The 15,908-nt window shown below is 74.1% G+C and carries 12 protein-coding genes; 4 read left to right on the top strand and 8 right to left on the bottom strand.

Annotation, left to right across the window (positions count from 1 at the left end; translation table 11 throughout):
* Window positions 1-18 precede the first annotated feature (18 nt).
* The gene (locus AB0F71_RS22005; RefSeq protein ID WP_360237067.1) at window positions 19-972 is read left to right on the top strand and encodes an NAD-dependent epimerase/dehydratase family protein; all 954 of its coding nucleotides are present in this window, start codon (window positions 19-21) and stop codon (window positions 970-972) included.
* A 16-nt stretch (window positions 973-988) separates the two neighbouring features.
* Here AB0F71_RS22005 and AB0F71_RS22000 read toward each other — a convergent pair whose 3' ends face one another.
* Together AB0F71_RS22000 and AB0F71_RS21995 are read right to left on the bottom strand one after the other, a co-directional pair.
* Window positions 989-2,203 (bottom strand): sigma-70 family RNA polymerase sigma factor, encoded by a 1,215-nt coding sequence (locus AB0F71_RS22000; RefSeq protein WP_360237064.1) that lies wholly within the window; start codon window positions 2,201-2,203, stop codon window positions 989-991.
* Window positions 2,200-2,571: a YciI family protein gene (locus AB0F71_RS21995; RefSeq protein WP_360237061.1), complete on the bottom strand. Its 372-nt coding sequence runs from the start codon at window positions 2,569-2,571 to the stop codon at window positions 2,200-2,202. Before AB0F71_RS21995 ends, AB0F71_RS22000 begins: the two co-directional genes overlap by 4 nt.
* A gap of 258 nt (window positions 2,572-2,829) precedes the next feature.
* Between AB0F71_RS21995 and AB0F71_RS21990 the strand changes: the two genes are divergently transcribed.
* Both AB0F71_RS21990 and AB0F71_RS21985 read left to right on the top strand, forming a co-directional pair.
* Window positions 2,830-4,341, top strand: a complete 1,512-nt coding sequence (locus AB0F71_RS21990) for an MFS transporter (protein WP_360237058.1) — start codon at window positions 2,830-2,832, stop codon at window positions 4,339-4,341.
* Between the two features lie 134 nt (window positions 4,342-4,475).
* A complete protein-coding gene (locus AB0F71_RS21985; RefSeq protein ID WP_360237213.1) occupies window positions 4,476-5,378 on the top strand; it encodes a UTP--glucose-1-phosphate uridylyltransferase in 903 nt (300 codons plus the stop codon).
* A 36-nt stretch (window positions 5,379-5,414) separates the two neighbouring features.
* Here AB0F71_RS21985 and AB0F71_RS21980 read toward each other — a convergent pair whose 3' ends face one another.
* The 6 genes from AB0F71_RS21980 to AB0F71_RS21955 all read right to left on the bottom strand — a co-directional run bounded on the left by AB0F71_RS21980 (window position 5,415) and on the right by AB0F71_RS21955 (window position 11,626).
* On the bottom strand, window positions 5,415-5,918 hold the full coding sequence (locus AB0F71_RS21980) for a DinB family protein (RefSeq protein ID WP_360237055.1): 504 nt from the start codon (window positions 5,916-5,918) through the stop codon (window positions 5,415-5,417).
* Between the two features lie 65 nt (window positions 5,919-5,983).
* Complete coding sequence (locus AB0F71_RS21975) at window positions 5,984-6,979, bottom strand: 2-hydroxyacid dehydrogenase (RefSeq protein WP_360237052.1); 996 nt, start codon at window positions 6,977-6,979, stop codon at window positions 5,984-5,986.
* Window positions 6,980-7,149: 170 nt separating this feature from the next.
* Window positions 7,150-8,175, bottom strand: coding sequence for a 6-phosphofructokinase (locus AB0F71_RS21970; RefSeq protein ID WP_360237049.1), 1,026 nt, complete (start codon window positions 8,173-8,175; stop codon window positions 7,150-7,152).
* Window positions 8,176-8,588: 413 nt separating this feature from the next.
* Complete coding sequence (locus tag AB0F71_RS21965; RefSeq protein ID WP_360237046.1) at window positions 8,589-9,317, bottom strand: glutamine amidotransferase; 729 nt, start codon at window positions 9,315-9,317, stop codon at window positions 8,589-8,591.
* A 46-nt stretch (window positions 9,318-9,363) separates the two neighbouring features.
* Window positions 9,364-10,626, bottom strand: a complete 1,263-nt coding sequence (locus AB0F71_RS21960; RefSeq protein ID WP_360237043.1) for a MurT ligase domain-containing protein — start codon at window positions 10,624-10,626, stop codon at window positions 9,364-9,366.
* Window positions 10,627-10,888: 262 nt separating this feature from the next.
* Window positions 10,889-11,626, bottom strand: coding sequence for a GNAT family N-acetyltransferase (locus AB0F71_RS21955; protein WP_360237040.1), 738 nt, complete (start codon window positions 11,624-11,626; stop codon window positions 10,889-10,891).
* A 222-nt stretch (window positions 11,627-11,848) separates the two neighbouring features.
* Between AB0F71_RS21955 and AB0F71_RS21950 the strand changes: the two genes are divergently transcribed.
* Entirely contained in the window at window positions 11,849-15,799 is a 3,951-nt protein-coding gene (locus AB0F71_RS21950; protein ID WP_360237037.1) for an amino acid adenylation domain-containing protein, read from the top strand.
* The last annotated feature ends 109 nt before the right edge of the window (window positions 15,800-15,908 follow it).

Genomic DNA, 15,908 nt, shown 5'->3' with positions numbered 1-15,908 from the left:
GGCAGGGAGGAGCCAGGCATGGCGGCGGCACAGCGGCCCGGGGCGCGGCCCGTGGTCGCGCTCACCGGGGCCACCGGGTTCATCGGCTCGGCCGTACGGGAGGCCCTCGCGGCCCGCGGTGTGGAGGTGCGGGCCCTGGTGCGCGGGGAGCCCGTCGCGGACGGGCACACCGCCTGGGTGCCCGGCGACCTCGCCGACCGCTCCGCACTGGACGGGCTGTGCGCGGGCGCGGGGGTGCTGCTCCACCTCGCCTCCAGGGTCGCCGGCGGCGAGGAGGAGTGCGCGGCCGTGAACGACCGGGGCACGGCGGCCGTGATGGCGGCGGCCACCCGGGCCGGGGTCGGGCGGATCGTCCACCTGTCGACCACGGCGGTGTACGGCGAGGGCCCGCACACGGACCTCGGGGTCGGCGGGGTACCGGCCGCGCCGCTGTCGGCGGCCAGCCGCACCCGGCTGCTCGGCGAGGGGCACGCCCTGGCCGCCGGTGCCGCGGTGCTGCGCCCGGCCCTGGTCACCGGGACGGGCGACCGCTGGGTGGTGCCCGCCCTGGCCGAGCTGGCCCGCAGGGTCCCGGGCCGCTGGGCGGGCGGCACGGCCCGGCTCTCCCTGGTGGACCGGACCGACCTGGCCCGGCTGGTCACCGGGCTCGCCCTGGACGCCCCGGACCGGGTGACGGGCGTCCACCACGCGGCCCACCCGGAGCCGGTCCGCAGCGGCGACCTGCTCGACGCCCTCGCCGGGCTCGGCCTGCTGCCCGCCCAGGACGGCCCGGCGCTGCCCTGGGCGGAGTGCCGCCGACGGCTCGCCGCCGCGCCCGGCCTGGTCTCCGAACGGCAGTTCGCCATGGTCGCCCGGGACCACTGGTACCGCAGCGACGCGATCTGGCGCCTCGCCGCCTGCCCGCCCGGCCCGGGCCCGCTGGCCCGCCTCGCCGGGGCGGCGCCCTGGTACCGGACGGCGCTGGGGCTGTAGGGCCGCGTAGGGCCCGTCAGGGCTGCAGCCGGCGGGCCCGGGCTTCCAGGAAGCGCTGCTCGGCGAGGCTCGCGGTGGCCCTGGCCGCGCGGCGGTAGTGGTCGTAGGCGGCCGTCCGGTCGCCGGCGCGTTCCAGCAGGTGGGCCCGGACGGAGAGCAGCCGGTGGTGGTCGGCCAGGCGCCGGTCGGCGTCCAGGGTGGCGAGCAGGTCGAGGCCGGCCCGTGGGCCGTTCAGCTCGGCGAGGGCGACGGCGCGGTTGAGGGTGACCACCGGGTTGGGGGCGATCCGCTCCAGGATCAGGTAGAGCGCGTGCACCTGGGCCCAGTCGGTCCGGTCCGCGGTGGCGGCGTCGGCGTGGGTGGCGGCGATGGCGGCCTGGAGCTGGTACGGGCCCAGGGCCGGGCCGGCCAGGGCGGCCTTGGCGAGGTCGGTGCCCTCGTCGAGCAGCGGGCGGTCCCAGGCGGTGCGGTCCTGTTCGGCCAGCGGGACCAGGTCGCCGGTGGCGGTGGTGCGGGCGGCCCGGCGGGCGTGGGTGAGCAGCATCAGGGCGAGCAGCCCGGTCACCTCGGAGTCCCCGGGCAGCTGGGCGTGCACGATCCGGGCCAGCCGGACGGCCTCCTGGGCGAGGTCGGTGCGGTGCAGTTCGCTGCCCGAGGAGGCGGTGTACCCCTCGTTGAAGATCAGGTAGAGCACGTGCAGGACGACCCGCAGCCGTTCCTCACGCTCGGTGCCCTCGGGGAGGGCGAAGGAGCTGCCGGCGGCCCGGATCTTCTGCTTGGCCCGGCTGATCCGGGCCGCCATGGTGGCTTCCGGCACCAGGAAGGCGCGCGCGATCTCGGCGGTGGTCAGGCCGCCGACGGCGCGCAGGGTGAGCGCGGTCTGGGAGGCGGCGGTCAGCGCCGGGTGGCAGCACAGGAACAGCAGGACCAGGGTGTCGTCGGTGTCCGGCACGTCCTCGGGCAGCACCTCGGTGGCCGTGGTCGCGTACTCGCGCTCGCGGCGGGCGCGGTCGCTGCGGATCCGGTCGACCAGCCGCCGGGAGGCGACCGTCACCAGCCAGCCGCGCGGGTTGTCCGGTACGCCCTCCTCGGGCCACTGCACGGCGGCGGCGAGGACGGCCTCCTGAACGGCGTCCTCACAGCCCTCGAAGCGCTCGTACCGTCGTACCAAGGTGCCGAGGACCTGCGGCGTGAGCTCCCGCAGCAGGTCCTCGAAGTCCGGTGCTGTCATGCCTCCAAGTGTCCGTCGGAGAACATCACCTGGCGCACCTCGACGCCCAGCCCCTCGATCGCGGCGTCCGGGATCCGCGCGGCCAGCTCGATGGCCCGCTCCTTGTCCTCGCAGTCGAGCAGGTAGAAGCCGCCCAGGAACTCCTTGGCCTCCAGGAACGGGCCGTCGGTCACCACCGGCTGGCCGTCCCGGACGGTGACCACGGCCGCCTGCGACGGGTCCACCAGCGCCTGGGTGACGATCAGTTCGCCGGAGGCCTTCAACTCCTCGATGAACGCGCCGTGCCCGGCGCCGATCGCCGCCTTCTCCTCGTCGGTCAGCGCGTCCAGCACGGCCGGGTTGATGTGCAGGCTGATCAGGAACTTCATCGCGTACTCCTCGTGGTGGGCGGGCCCCGTGGGGGCCCCTCGACCGGGTGGTCGGAGCCGGGGCCGCCGTCTTGACATCCCCGTCGGAGAAATCTTCCACGGGTTTCGTCCCGGCCCTCGGGTTTCGTCGCAGCCCTTGGGTCTCCTCCGGTCCCTTGGGTCTCATCAGGTCCTCGGTGCTCCGATGTCGAGAAGTCCCCGGCCGCTCCGACCGACCGGTGTGCGGAACCCGATCCGAGAGACGATGAGGAGCACGCGATGAGAGCGAACCGGGCCCGGCTGGGGCTGGCCCTGCTGATGCTGCCGACCCTGGTGGTCGCGATGGACGTGACGGCGCTGCTGCTCGCCCTGCCGAGGCTGAGCGCCGACCTGGGCGCCTCCGCCGTCGAACAGCTGTGGATCAGCGACGGCTACGGGCTGATGGTGGCCGGGCTGGTGATCACCATGGGCACGCTGGGCGACCGGATCGGCCGTCGACGCCTGCTGCTGACCGGCGCGGCGGCCTTCGCGGTGCTGTCGGTGGTCGCCGCCCTCGCGGTCGACCCGCTGATGCTGATCGTGGTCCGGGCCCTGCTGGGCGTGGCCGGGGCGACGCTGGCGCCGTCCACGCTGGCGCTGATCACCAACATGTTCCGGGACGAGCGCGAACGCGGGCGGGCCGTCGCCGTCTGGGCGACCTGCCAGTTCGCCGGCGGCGCGCTGGGGCCCGTGCTGGCCGGGCTGCTGCTCCAGCACTTCTGGTGGGGGTCGGTGTTCCTGGCCGCCGTCCCGGCGATGGCGCTGCTGCTGGCGGCCGGGCCGTGGCTGCTGCCCGAGTTCCGCGGCGGGGCGGCCGGGCGGCCGGACCTGGCCGGGGTCGGGTTGTCGCTGGCGGCGGTGCTGCTGGTGCTGTACGGGGTCAAGCAGCTGCCGGTCGGGGGCGCGACCGGCATCCCGGTGGCCGCCCTGCTGCTCGGCGCCGGCCTCGGCTACCTCTTCGTCCGGCGTCAACTGGGTATGGAGCAGCCGTTGTTGGACCTGCGGCTGCTGCGCAACCGGCCGTTCGCGGCGGTGCTGGTCTCGCTGGTCCTGGCCGGGACGGCGATGGCCGGCACCGGGCTGCTGGTCACCCAGTACCTGCAGAGCGTGCTGGGCCACTCGCCGTTCGCCTCGGCCGTGCTGTTCGCGCCGATGGGCCTGGCGGTGGCGGCCGGCACCCTGGCCGCGCCGCGGCTGGTCGGCCGGGTGCGGCCGAACAGCGCGATCGCCGGCGGGCTGGCGCTCTCGGCGCTGGGCGCCCTGCTGCTGGTCGCCGTGGACGGGGACGCGGGCTCGCTGCCGCTGGTGATGACCGGCATCGCGCTGCTGGCGCTGGGCACCGGGCCGCTGTTCGCCCTGGGAACCGGGCTGGTCCTCGACGCGGTGCCGCCGGAGCGGGCGGGCTCGGCGGCGGCGATGTCGGAGACCGGCAACTACTTCGGCGGCTCGCTCGGCTTCGCGGTGCTCGGCACCGTCGCCGCGGCGGTCTACCACGACCGTACCGGCGGCGGCTCCGACTCGCCGGCCGCCGCGGTCGAGGCGGCCCGGCACCTGCCCGCCGAGCAGGGCGCCGAGCTGCTGCGCGGCGCGCGTTCGGCGTTCACGGCCGGGCTGCAGGTCAACGGGCTGATCGCCGCCGCGCTGTTCGCCGGGCTCGCGCTGCTGACCCTGGCGGTGCGGCGGACCGGGGGAGCGGCCGGGGAGACGGTCGCGGAAACGACCGGAGAGGCGGCCTTTACCCGGTCCGGGTGAACGGCCGGTGCGGGGGGCGGCGGTGGCGTCCGCCGCCCCCGACGGGCGGTGATGATCATGGCGTGATCCTTGGTAGCGTCGGTCGCGGTGCCGCTCAACTGCGGCTCAGCACCATCGACATGAGAGAGCATCACATGGCCCCCAGGACCATCCGCCGTGCCGTCATCCCCGCCGCCGGGCTGGGCTCCCGCCTGCTGCCGCTGACCAAGGCCACCCCGAAGGAGATGCTGCCGGTCGGCGACAAGCCGGTGATCGAGCACACCGTGCGCGAGCTGATCGAGAGCGGCATCACCGACATCACCATCGTCGTCAACGGCGACAAGGGCCTGATCCAGGAGCACTTCCGTCCCAACCCGGTGCTGGTCGAGCAGCTGCGCCGGGACGGCAAGGCGGCGTTCGCGGACGCGGTCGAGGAGGTCGGGGAGCTGTCCCGCAAGGGGCACATCAGCTACCTCTACCAGCACGGCCCGTACGGCAACGGCACCCCGGTGCTCAACGCCGCCCGGCACTTCGGCGACGAGCCCTGCCTGGTGCTGTGGCCGGACGACGTGTTCGTCGCCGAGGTGCCCCGCGCGCAGCAGCTGATCCGGGCCTTCGAGCAGACCAACGCGCCGGTGCTCGCGCTGATGCCGATGGCGCCCGAGGACTCCTACCGTTACGGCGTCCCGGTGGTGAAGGAGGACCTCGGCGGCGGCTCGCTGCGGATCACCGGCCTGGTCGAGAAGCCCAAGCCGGTCGACGCCCCCTCCGGGTACGCCGCCATCGGCGGGTACGTCATCACCCCCGGCATCGTCGACGAGCTGCGCGAACTCACCCGCCGCTGGCACGAGAAGCCCGAGGACGAGGTCTACCTGACCGACGCCATCAACGCCTACGCGGCCCGCCGGGCCGTCTACGGGCAGGTCATCGCCGGCACCTGGTACGACACCGGCAACCCCGCCGCCTACCTGCGGGCGCAGTTCGCGGCGGCCCTCGCCAACCCGGAGTACGGGCCCGAACTGCGGCAGCTGGCGGCGGAGTTGGCCCCGACCGAGTAGCCGTCGGCCGAGTAGCCGTCGGCCGAGGCCCCCGGGTCAGCTCCGGTCGTGGTCCCCGGTGGCGCCGTCGGTGAGTTCGCGCAGGATGTCCAGGTGCCCGGCGTGCCGGGCGGTCTCGGTGGCCATGTGGATGAGCACCCAGCGCAGCGAGACCGTCCGGCCCGACCAGGAGGTGCCGGTGGACTCCAGGTCGAGTTCCTCGATCACCTCGTCGGCGGCGGCCCGGGCGCGGGCGTAGAAGGCCAGCACCTCCGCCGTCGACTCGTGCGGCTCGATCCGCATGTCGGAGCTCTCGTCCGCGTCGAGGTCGAACGGCAGCGGCCCGGTCTCCCGGCCGAAGGTCTCCCGGAACCAGCCGAGTTCGGCGCCGGCCAGGTGCTTGACCAGGCCCAGCAGACTCGTCCCCGAGGGCGTCATCGGCCGCCGCAACTGCTCGTCGTCCAGGCCCTGGACCTTCCACACCACCACGTCACGGTGCCGGTCCAGGGCCGTGTGCAGGCTTTCCTTCTCGCCGCCGGTGAACGGCACGGTCTTGATCATGTGCGGGACGCTAGCAGATCGCCGGGCCGACGGTCCCGGCCCGGCGAACGACCTCGTCCGCCGGGTCAGCCGCGCGGGACGAGGGTGTTCTCGTTGGTACGGCCGGCGGCGAAGTCGTCGATGTTGCGGGCGGTTGCGTCGATGATCTGGCCGACGGCGGTCCGGGTGAAGTAGGCCTGGTGGCTGGTGACCAGGACCTGGGGGAAGGTGACGAGGCGGGCGAGGACGTCGTCGGTGATGCCCTGGATGGAGCGGTCGGTGAAGAAGACGCCGGTCTCCTCCTCGTAGACGTCCAGGCCGACGCCGGAGAGGCGGCCGGAGCGCAGGGTCTCGACCAGGGCGGCGCTGTCGACGAGGCCGCCGCGGCTGGAGTTGACGAGGATGGCGTCGTCCTTCATCCGGGCGAGGGCGGCGGTGTCGATCAGGTGGTGGGTGGCCGGGACCAGCGGGACGTGCAGGCTGATCAGGTCGGCGCGGGTGAGGAGTTCGGGCAACTCGGTGTAGTGCATGCCGAGTTCGCGGCAGGCCGGGTTCTCGGCGATGTCCCAGCCGAGGAGTTCGGTGCCGAAGCCGGCCGCGATCCGGGCGAAGCACTCGCCGATCTTGCCGGTGCCGATCACGCCGACGGTCATGCCGTGGACGTCCCGGCCGAGCAGTCCGTCGAGGCGGAAGTCGAACTCGCGGGTCCGGCCGGCGGCGCGGACGATCCGCCGGTTGACGGCCATCGCCAGGGCCCAGGCGTGTTCGGCGACGGCGTACGGGCTGTAGTGGGAGACCCGGGCGACGGTGAGGCCGAGGTCGGCGGCGGCGTCGAGGTCGATGTTGTTGAAGCCGGTGGAGCGCTGGGCGATCAGCCGGGTGCCGCCGGCGGCGAGGACGGCCAGGGTCTCGGCGTCGAGGACGGCGTTGACGCTGCTGCTGACGGCGGGGTGGCCGGCGGCGAGCGGGGCGGTGTCGCGGTTGAGGAACACGTCCAGGCAGCGCAGTTCGTGCCGGCCGGCGAAGGCCCGTTCCAGCAGCGGCCGTTCGTCGGCCTGCACTCCGTACGCCAGGATCTCCATGCGACGTCCTTCCGGGGAGGGCTCCTGCGGCCCACGCTAACGGGGCCGCCGCGGATGTGCCCGTCAGCTGCACGACGGCTGCCCGAAGGCCGCACGACGGCCCCCGGAGCCGCGGGGTGCGGTCCGGGGGCCGGGGGTCCGGTGTCGAGCCGGGGGAGGGGCGGCGGCGGTCAGAGGACCGTCTCGGCCTCCTGGTAGCGCTCCTGCGGGACGGTCTTGAGCTCGGCGACGGCCTCGGCCAGCGGCACCAGGTTGATGTTGGTGCCCTGGAGCGCGGTGATGTGCCCGAAGGCGCCCTTGTGGACGGCCTCGACGGCGTGCCAGCCGAAGCGGGTGGCGAGCACCCGGTCGTAGGCGGTGGGGGTGCCACCGCGCTGGGTGTGGCCGAGGATGACCGGGCGGGCCTCCTTGCCGAGGCGGTGCTCCAGTTCGCGGGAGAGCTGGGTGGCGATGCCGGTGAAGCGCTCGTGGCCGTAGATGTCCTTGGTGCCCTCCTCCCAGTGCATGGTGCCGGGCTCGGGCTTGGCGCCCTCGGCGCAGACCACGATGGCGAACTTCTTCTGCCGGTCGAAGCGCTCGCGGACCACGGCGGTGAGCTTCTCGATGTGGAACGGGCGTTCCGGGACGACGATGGCGTGCGCGCCGGCCGCCATGCCCGCGTTCAGCGCGATCCAGCCGGTGTGCCGGCCCATGACCTCGACGACCATGACCCGCTGGTGGGACTCGGCGGTGGTCTTCAAGCGGTCGAGGGCCTCGGTGGCGACCGAGACGGCGGTGTCGAAGCCGAAGGTCACGTCGGTGGCGGCGATGTCGTTGTCGATGGTCTTGGGCACGCCGACGATCGGCAGGCCCGCGTCGCTCATCAGCTTGGCGGCCTTGAGGGTGCCCTCGCCGCCGATCGGGATCACGGCGTCCAGGCCGAGGTCGGAGCAGTACTTCTTGGCCCGCTCGACGCCGTCCCGCAGGTGGCTCGGCTGCACCCGGGAGGACCCGAGGATGGTGCCGCCCTGGGCCAGGATGCCGCTCACCGAGTCGAGGGTCAGGGGGCGGTGGTGCCCTTCGAGGAAACCGCGCCAACCGTCCTCGAACCCGATGATCTCGTCGCCGTGGTCGACCACCCCCCGGTGGACCACGGAACGGATCACCGCGTTCAGGCCGGGGCAGTCACCGCCGCTGGTCAGCACTCCGATACGCATTAGCTTTGCAACTCCCGAGCAGAACCGAGGAAACGGCCGGACTACAGGCTGGGACGACGAGCCGTCACCGCGACGAGGCCTTCCCCACCGGGGTGACGGGGAGGTTGCCTCGGGGTGAAGCACCGGCCGGATCCGGACAGAGCATCCGAAAACGGCCGTGAAGTCGAGCATACGGCCCCTGGTCCGGCCGGGCAGGAGCCGACGCGGGAGCGGCGCCGTCGGCGCCCCCGCGCGGAATTGCAGCCTGCTGCCGAGGAGGGTGTGCAGCCGGCAGCCCCATTGTCGTACGTCCGGGGCCGCCCGCGGGCCGGGTGACCGCATCGCGGGCACCCGGGCGGGGCGTTCGGTCGTACGACGCGGGGTGCGTCGTGAGGGTGGGTACTACGGGGGTACTACGTGGGCACTACGGGGTACTACGCGGGGCGCGCCGTGGCGGCGATGCGCTCGGCGCGCAGCGCGTCGTACCAGGTGGTGTCGGCCGGCGGCAGGGCGTTGACGTCCAGGGCCAGCCTGATCAGCATGTCGGCGACGGCGGGGTTGCGGGCCAGCACCGGGCCGTGCAGGTAGGTGCCGAAGACGGTGTCCCGCCAGGCGCCCTCGGTGCCGTCGCCGGTGCCGTTGCCGCGGCCGACGGTGACGGTCGCGAACGGCTGGACGCCCTGGCCGAGGTGGGTGACGCCCTGGTGGTTCTCGAAGCCGGTCAGCTGCGGCAGGCCGAGCCGCGGGTCCACGTCGGCGAGCACGTCGCCGACGCAGCGGGCGCCCTCGCCCCGGGTGGTCCAGACGTCCAGCAGGCCGAGGCCGGGCTCGCGCTCGCCGAGGTCGTTGACGAACTCGTGGCCCATGATCTGGAAACCGGCGCAGACGCCGAAGATGATCGCGCCGTTCTCGGCGGCCCGCACCAGGCCGCTGTCGGCGCGCAGCCGCTCGGCGGCCAGTCGCTGCGGGCGGTCCTCGCCGCCGCCGATCAGGTAGATGTCCCCGCTGGTGGGGATCGCCTGGTCGGAGCGGACGTCGATCCGGGTCACGTTGAGATGGCGCTGGCGGGCCCGGCGCTCCACGACCAGGGCGTTGCCGCGGTCGCCGTAGGTGCTGAGCAGGTCCGGGTAGACCCAGACCACGCGCAGGCTGCTCTCACTCATCCTCGAAGGCCTTCCGTCACGAAAAGACTGGTGTGCGGGCGCGGCATCAGCCGGCCACGACCTTCCGCAGCTGCTGGAAGGCGGTGTAGTTGGCGATGGCCTCGATCCGGCCGGGCGGGGCCATCCGGACGGCCTGCTCCAGGGTGTCCACGACGTGGAACTGCAGCCCGGCGACCTCCAGGCGGACGGCCAGGTCCAGCTTGCGCTGGCCCATCACGAAGATCGGGTGCCCGGCGAGGCGCTCGTAGTCGACGTCCCACAGCCAGGAGGTGTCGGTGCCGTCGGCGTCGAGGGCGTTGACCGAGAGGATCACCGGGGCCGGCGGGCCGTCGATCAGCGAGAAGGTCTCCAGCCAGCCGGCCGGGTTCTTGGCGAGCAGCAGCCGGATGTCCCGGCCCTGGTACTGCACCACGTCGTAGCGGCCGGCCACGGCGGACACCGAGCGCATCCGCTCCAGGGCGACCTGCGGGGAGACGCCGAACACGGCGGCGACGGCGGCCGAGCTGGTGGCGTTGGCCAGGTTGGCCCGGCCGGGCAGCTGCAGCTGGATCGGCCAGGCGCCGCGCTGCGGGTCGATCACGTGGGTGCCCTGGAGCGCCCAGTGCGGGTTGGGGCGCCGGAAGCCGCAGTCCTGGCAGAACCAGTCGTCGCCGGGGCGCTGCATCACACCGCCGCACGCGGGGCAGGACCAGGCGTCCTCCTTCCAGGCCTGTCCGGCGGCCACCCAGACCACCTTCTTGCAGGAGGAGGCGGCCCAGGTCACCAGCGGGTCGTCGGCGTTGGCGATGACCACGGCCTCGGTGTCCTGGAGGCCCTCGCGCCACTTCTCCGCCATCATGCGGGTCTCGGCGGCGCGGTCGAGCTGGTCGCGGGAGAGGTTGAGCAGGGCGATCGCCTTGGGGTGGGTGTCGCGGGCGACCGTCGCCAGGTACTTCTCGTCGACCTCGATCACGCCGAAGCGGGCCTCCGTGCCACCGGCCAGGGCGGAGGTGATGCCGGCCGGCATGTTGGCGCCCAGGGCGTTGGAGACCACCGGGCCGGCGGCGCGCAGCGCCTCGGCGATCAGGCGGGTGGTGGTGGTCTTGCCGTTGGTGGCGCTGACCAGGACGACGTCGAGGTGGTCGGCGAGGGTGGCGAGCAGGTCGGGGTCGAGCCTGAGGGCGACCTTGCCGCCGATCACCGAGCCGCTCCCGCGACCGGCCTTGCGGGACACGGCGGCGGCGACCTTACCGGCCGTGACCGCGATCTTGGCGCGGGCCGGCAGCGAGGCGTCGCGTGCGCCTGTGGGCTCCGATTCGGTGCCTGCCATGCTCAGTGGTTCCTCCTTGCTGCGGCACCGCCTGTCGGCCGGATAACGGGCCGTCGGGCGGCGGGGACGGGGCCAGCCTACCGACTCCGTAGCCCGGCCGGACGATCCGGACCCCACGCCGCCAGCTGCGACGCCGCCGCCAGGGCTGCTGACGGCCCGTCAAGGAGGGCGGTGTACGGAGGGACCGCTGCCGCGGGGAAGGACGCTCCGTCGGCTGCCCCGGGTTCCCGGGACAGCCGGTAAGGATGTGGTGAAGAAATGATCAGCGGCCCGGAGCGGGTGCGGAGGCGGCGGCGGGCGCGGCTCCGGCGGCCAGGGTGGCGGTGATCACCAGGGTGCCGTCCTCGCAGTGGAAGTCCAGCGGCGCCGCCAGCCGGCGCATCGCGGTGATCAGCCCGGTGTTGGCGGCCTGGGTCACCGCGTACACCGTGCCGATCCCGGCCGCCCGGGCCACCGCGGTCAGCCGCCGGAGCAGCGCCAGGCCGAGCCCGTGCCGCTGCCAGGCGTCCTCGACCAGCACGGCCAGCTCCGCTTCGTCCCCGTCCCACATCAGGTGCCCGAGGGCGAGGACCCGCCCGTCGGGGGCGGCCACCACCAGGCTGCGGCCGTGCCGGGGGTCCAGCAGGTGCTCCAGGTAGCGGTCGGCGTCGCGGACCGGGCCGTGGTAGCGCAGCCGCAGCGCGGCGGGGGAGCAGCGCTCGTGCATCGCCAGGGCCGCCGCCTTGTCGGCCGGGCCGGCCGGGCGCAGCAGCAGCTCGGTCCCGTCCGGCAGGGACAGCCGGGACACGTCCAGGGCCGATGCGGCCGGTGTGGCCTGGGTGGCCTGGGTGGCTGAGGCGCCCGGTGCGGCCGGGGCGGAGTGGCCGCGGGGTGGCCGGTGCGGGCCGCCGGGGTGCGCGGGCGGCCGGTTGGACTGGGCTTCGGGCGCCGCGCACCTGCGGTTCGACCTGCGGAAGGGCCGGTGCCAGAGCCGTTCGAGGCGGGTGCGGGGTGCCGTCATGGGTCCGACGCTACCGAGGGCTCGCTTCCGGCCGGTTACGTGATCGTGAACGCACGAATGCCCGGCCGAGCACCGGCCTCCGGCCGGGACGGACCCGGCACAGGTCCAGACCGGTGCCTCATGCGGCCGGGACGGCGGGCGGCCGACGGTGGAGTCCGTACCCGGCGCTCCTGGTGAGCAGGGCCGCCGGGGTCCGTACGTCCACGCACCGAAGGCTCTCCCATGCGCAACACCGACCTCGCCGCCACCACCGCCGCCACCAGCGGCACCCACGTCACCCACCTCCCGCACGCCCGCCGGGCCCCGGTCGGCACCTCCCTCACCGGCCTGCTGGACCGGCAGGTCCGCACCCGGCCGGTGTCCCCGGCCGTCGTCGGCGAGCACGGCCACCTCACCTTCCTGGAGCTGTCCGAACGCGCCCGCGGGCTGGCCGCGCGGCTGCGCGCGCTGGGCGCGGGCGCGGGCCCGGACGACTGCGTGGGCCTGTACGTCGAGCCCTCGGTGGAACTGGTCGCCGGGGCCTGGGGCGTCCTGTACGCCGGGGCCGGCTACCTGCCGCTGTCGCCCGAGTACCCGGAGGACCGGCTGCGCTACATGATCGAGGACAGCGGCACCCGGATCGTCCTCACCCAGGAGCACCTGCGCGAGCGGCTGGCCGCGCTGCTGCCGGCCGGCACCGCGGTCCTCACCGTCGAGGAGGCGCCGGCGGCGCACGGGCGGCCCGAGGAGTGGGCGCGGCCGGAGTCGACGGCCTACGTGATCTACACCTCCGGCAGCACCGGCCGCCCCAAGGGCGTGCAGATCGAGCACCGGGCGGTGGTCTCCCAACTGCGCTGGCTGCACACCGCCGGGCACCTCGACCCCGGGGTCACCGTGCTGCAGAAGACCCCGATGAGCTTCGACGCCGCCCAGTGGGAGATCCTCGCCCCGGCCGTCGGCGCCCGGGTGGTGGCCGGCACGCCCGGGCTCTACCGGGACCCGGAGGCGCTGGTGGCCGCCGTGCGCCGGTACGGCGTGACCGCCCTGCAGTGCGTGCCGACCCTGCTGCAGGCCCTGCTGGACACCGAGGGCTTCACCGACTGCACCGGCCTGACCGGCCTGTTCTCCGGCGGCGAGGCGCTCTCGCTGCGGCTGGCCCGCGACCTGGCCGCCGCCCTGCCGGGGGCCGCGCTGGTCAACCTGTACGGCCCGACCGAGTGCACCATCAACGCCACCGCCCATCTGGTCGACCCGGCCGCGCTGGGCGACGGCCCCGGCTCGGTGCCGATCGGCCGGCCGGTCGACAACACCCAGTGCTACGTCCTGGACGAACGGATGGCCCCGGTCGGCCTCGGGGACGTCGGCGAGCTGTACATCGGCGGCGTCCAGCTGGCCCGCGGCTACCTGCACCGGCCGGAGCTGACCGCCGAGCGGTTCGTGCCCTCCCCGTTCGCCCCGGCCGAGAAGCTCTACCGCACCGGCGACCTGGTGCACTGGAACCCGGACGGCACCCTCCAGTTCGCCGGCCGGGTCGACAACCAGGTCAAGCTGCGCGGCTACCGGGTCGAGCTGGACGAGATCGCCCGGGCGATCGAGGAGCACACCTGGGTCCGCCGCTCGGCCGCCGTGGTCACCGCCGACGGGCGCACCGGCCACCAGAACCTGGTCGCCTGCGTCGAACTGAACCCGCGCGAGGCCGCCCTGATGGACCAGGGCGACCACGGCGGCCACCACCAGTCCAAGGCCAGCCGGCTCCAGGTCAGGGCCCAGCTGTCCGACCCCGGGCTGCGGCCCCCGGCCCGGCTGGCCGGCCGGGAGAAGGTGGAACTGCCCGGCCGGCGCGAGACCGAGAGCCAGCGGCGGGCCGTCTTCGCCCGCAAGACCTACCGCTTCTACGACGGCGGCCCGGTCACCCGGGACGACCTCACCGCGCTGCTCGCCCCCCGCCCGGCCGGCCCCTTCGGCCGTGCGCTCGGCCTGCTGAGCCTCCCCGAACTCGGACGGATCCTGCGCTGGTTCGGCCAGTTCCACAGCGAGGAGCGGCTGCTGCCCAAGTACGCCTACGCCTCGCCCGGCGCGCTCTACGCGACCCAGCTGTACCTGGAGACCGGCGGCCTGGACGGGCTGGCCGCCGGGCTGTACTACTACCACCCGGTCGAGCACGCCCTGATCAGGGTCGGCGCCGCCGACGCCCGCCCGGAGCCGTACCTGACGCTGCACTTCTCCGGGAGGACCGGGGCGATCGAGCCGGTGTACAAGAACAACATCCGCGAGGTGCTGGAGTTCGAGACCGGGCACATGCTGGGCGTGCTGGAGGAGGTGCTGCCCGAGTACGGGCTGGAGGTGCGCCCGCAGGGCTTCGACCCGGCCGTCCGGCGGCGGCTGGACGTCGCCGAGGAGGACCACTACCTGGGCAGCTTCACCGTCGACCGCAACCGCGGCCTCGCCCCCGAGGAGCACACCGAGCTGTACGTCCAGGCCCACGCCGACCGGGTGGACGGCCTGCCGGCCGGCCTCTACCGCTACGCCGAGGGCGAGTTGACCAGGGTCGCGGACGAGGTGGTGGAGTCCCGGCAGGTGATCGCGATCAACCAGGCCGTGTACGCCCGGGCCGCGTTCGGCATCACCGCGGTCAGCCGGGCCGCCGAGGACTGGCTGGAGTACGTCGCGCTCGGCACGAAGCTGCACCACCTCCAGCGCAACGGCCTGGGCCTGGGCTTCATGTCCTCCGGCTACAGCTCCAAGTCCGGCCACCCGCTGCCGGCTTCGCGCCGGATCGACGAGATCCTCGACGCGGCGGGCATCGCCACCGGCGCCTCGTACTTCTTCCTCGGCGGGAAGGTGAGCGAGGAGCAGATCCGCAGCGAGGGCATGCACGAGGACACCGTGCACATGAAGGGCCCGGCCGAAATCATCAAGGACGAACTCGCCACCCTGCTGCCCGACTACATGCTGCCCAACCGGGTGCTGATCGTCGACGCCCTGCCGCTCACTGCGAACGGCAAGGTCGACCTCAAGGCGCTGGCCGACTCCGAGGCCGTCCGCGCGGACGGCGGGCGCGGCGAGTTCGTCGCCCCGCGCACCGCGCGGGAACGGTGGCTGGCCGAGGCCTGGGGGCAGGCCCTCAAGTACGAGGAGGTGTCGGTGACCGACGAGTTCTTCGCCGTCGGCGGCAACTCGCTGACCGCCGTGGCGCTGGTCCACCGGATCAACCGGGAGTTCGGGACCTCGCTGCCGCTCCAGGTGGTGTTCGAGTGCCCGAAGCTGGCGGACCTGGCGGCCCGGATCTCGGCCTCGGACGGCGGGCCGGCCTCGCGGCTGGTCCCGCTGGCGCCGGGGGAGCCGGGCGAGCACGGGGAGCCGGGTGAGCAGGGGCAGCCGGGCGGGCAGGGGCAGCCGGGCGAGCAGGGGGAGCAGCGTCGGCCGGTGTTCTGCTGGCCCGGGCTGGGCGGCTACCCGATGAACCTGCGGCTGCTCGGCCGGGAGGCGAGCGACGGCCGCCCGTTCTACGGCGTCCAGGCGCACGGCATCAACGAGGGCGAGACGCCGTACGCCACCATCCGGGAGACGGCGGCCGCCGACCTCGCCGAGCTGCGCCAGGTGCAGCCCGAGGGCCCGTACACCCTGTGGGGCTACTCCTTCGGCGCCCGGGTCGCCTTCGAGGCGGCCTGGCAGCTGGAGCAGGCCGGCGAGCGGGTGGAGCAGCTGCTGCTGATCTGCCCGGGCAACCCGGAGGTCCGGCAGGCCGACGGCCGGGAGTACGGCCGGAAGTCCTCGTACGCCAACCCGGCGTACGTGACCATCCTGTTCTCGGTGTTCGCCGGGGCGATCAGCGGGCCCGAGCTGGAGCGCTGCCTGGCCCGGACGGTCGACGAGTCCTCGTTCGTCGCCGAGGTGCACCGGATGCTGCCCGCGCTGGACGAGGAGGTGATCCGCCGGATCACCCGGATCGTCGGGGAGACCTACGAGTTCGAGTACAGCTTCCGCGAGCTGGCCGAGCGGCGGCTGGCGGCGCCGGTCACCGTCTTCAAGGCCTCGGGCGACGACTACTCCTTCATCGAGGGCAGCACCGGCTGGTCGGCCGCCCCGCCCACCGTGGTGGAGCTGGCCGGGGACCACTACGGGGTGCTCAAGGAGCACGGGGTGCTCGAACTCGCCGCCGCCATCCGGGCGGTGGAGCGGCTCACCCCGTGACGCCCGGGCGCTGACGCGGACACGCTCACGGATGGCCCAGGATCCGTGACCGCGGGAGCCCCTTCGGATAGGGATGGCTCGGCTTTCCGCCGAACCCGTCTCGATCCGA

Origin of the sequence: Kitasatospora sp. NPDC028055 (assembly GCF_040637885.1) — a bacterium.
GTDB lineage: Bacteria > Actinomycetota > Actinomycetes > Streptomycetales > Streptomycetaceae > Kitasatospora.
The sequence above is the reverse complement of the archived record's forward strand: the minus strand, read 5'-3'. Positions and strand labels throughout refer to the sequence as shown.

Coding starts and splice junctions, on each gene's coding strand:
- AB0F71_RS22005 (WP_360237067.1), top strand. CDS start 19: ATGGCGGCGGCACAGCGGCCCGGGGCGCGGCCCGTGGTCGCGCTCACC.
- AB0F71_RS22000 (WP_360237064.1), bottom strand. CDS start 2,203: ATGACAGCACCGGACTTCGAGGACCTGCTGCGGGAGCTCACGCCGCAG.
- AB0F71_RS21995 (WP_360237061.1), bottom strand. CDS start 2,571: ATGAAGTTCCTGATCAGCCTGCACATCAACCCGGCCGTGCTGGACGCG.
- AB0F71_RS21990 (WP_360237058.1), top strand. CDS start 2,830: ATGAGAGCGAACCGGGCCCGGCTGGGGCTGGCCCTGCTGATGCTGCCG.
- AB0F71_RS21985 (WP_360237213.1), top strand. CDS start 4,476: ATGGCCCCCAGGACCATCCGCCGTGCCGTCATCCCCGCCGCCGGGCTG.
- AB0F71_RS21980 (WP_360237055.1), bottom strand. CDS start 5,918: ATGATCAAGACCGTGCCGTTCACCGGCGGCGAGAAGGAAAGCCTGCAC.
- AB0F71_RS21975 (WP_360237052.1), bottom strand. CDS start 6,979: ATGGAGATCCTGGCGTACGGAGTGCAGGCCGACGAACGGCCGCTGCTG.
- AB0F71_RS21970 (WP_360237049.1), bottom strand. CDS start 8,175: ATGCGTATCGGAGTGCTGACCAGCGGCGGTGACTGCCCCGGCCTGAAC.
- AB0F71_RS21965 (WP_360237046.1), bottom strand. CDS start 9,317: ATGAGTGAGAGCAGCCTGCGCGTGGTCTGGGTCTACCCGGACCTGCTC.
- AB0F71_RS21960 (WP_360237043.1), bottom strand. CDS start 10,626: ATGGCAGGCACCGAATCGGAGCCCACAGGCGCACGCGACGCCTCGCTG.
- AB0F71_RS21955 (WP_360237040.1), bottom strand. CDS start 11,626: ATGACGGCACCCCGCACCCGCCTCGAACGGCTCTGGCACCGGCCCTTC.
- AB0F71_RS21950 (WP_360237037.1), top strand. CDS start 11,849: ATGCGCAACACCGACCTCGCCGCCACCACCGCCGCCACCAGCGGCACC.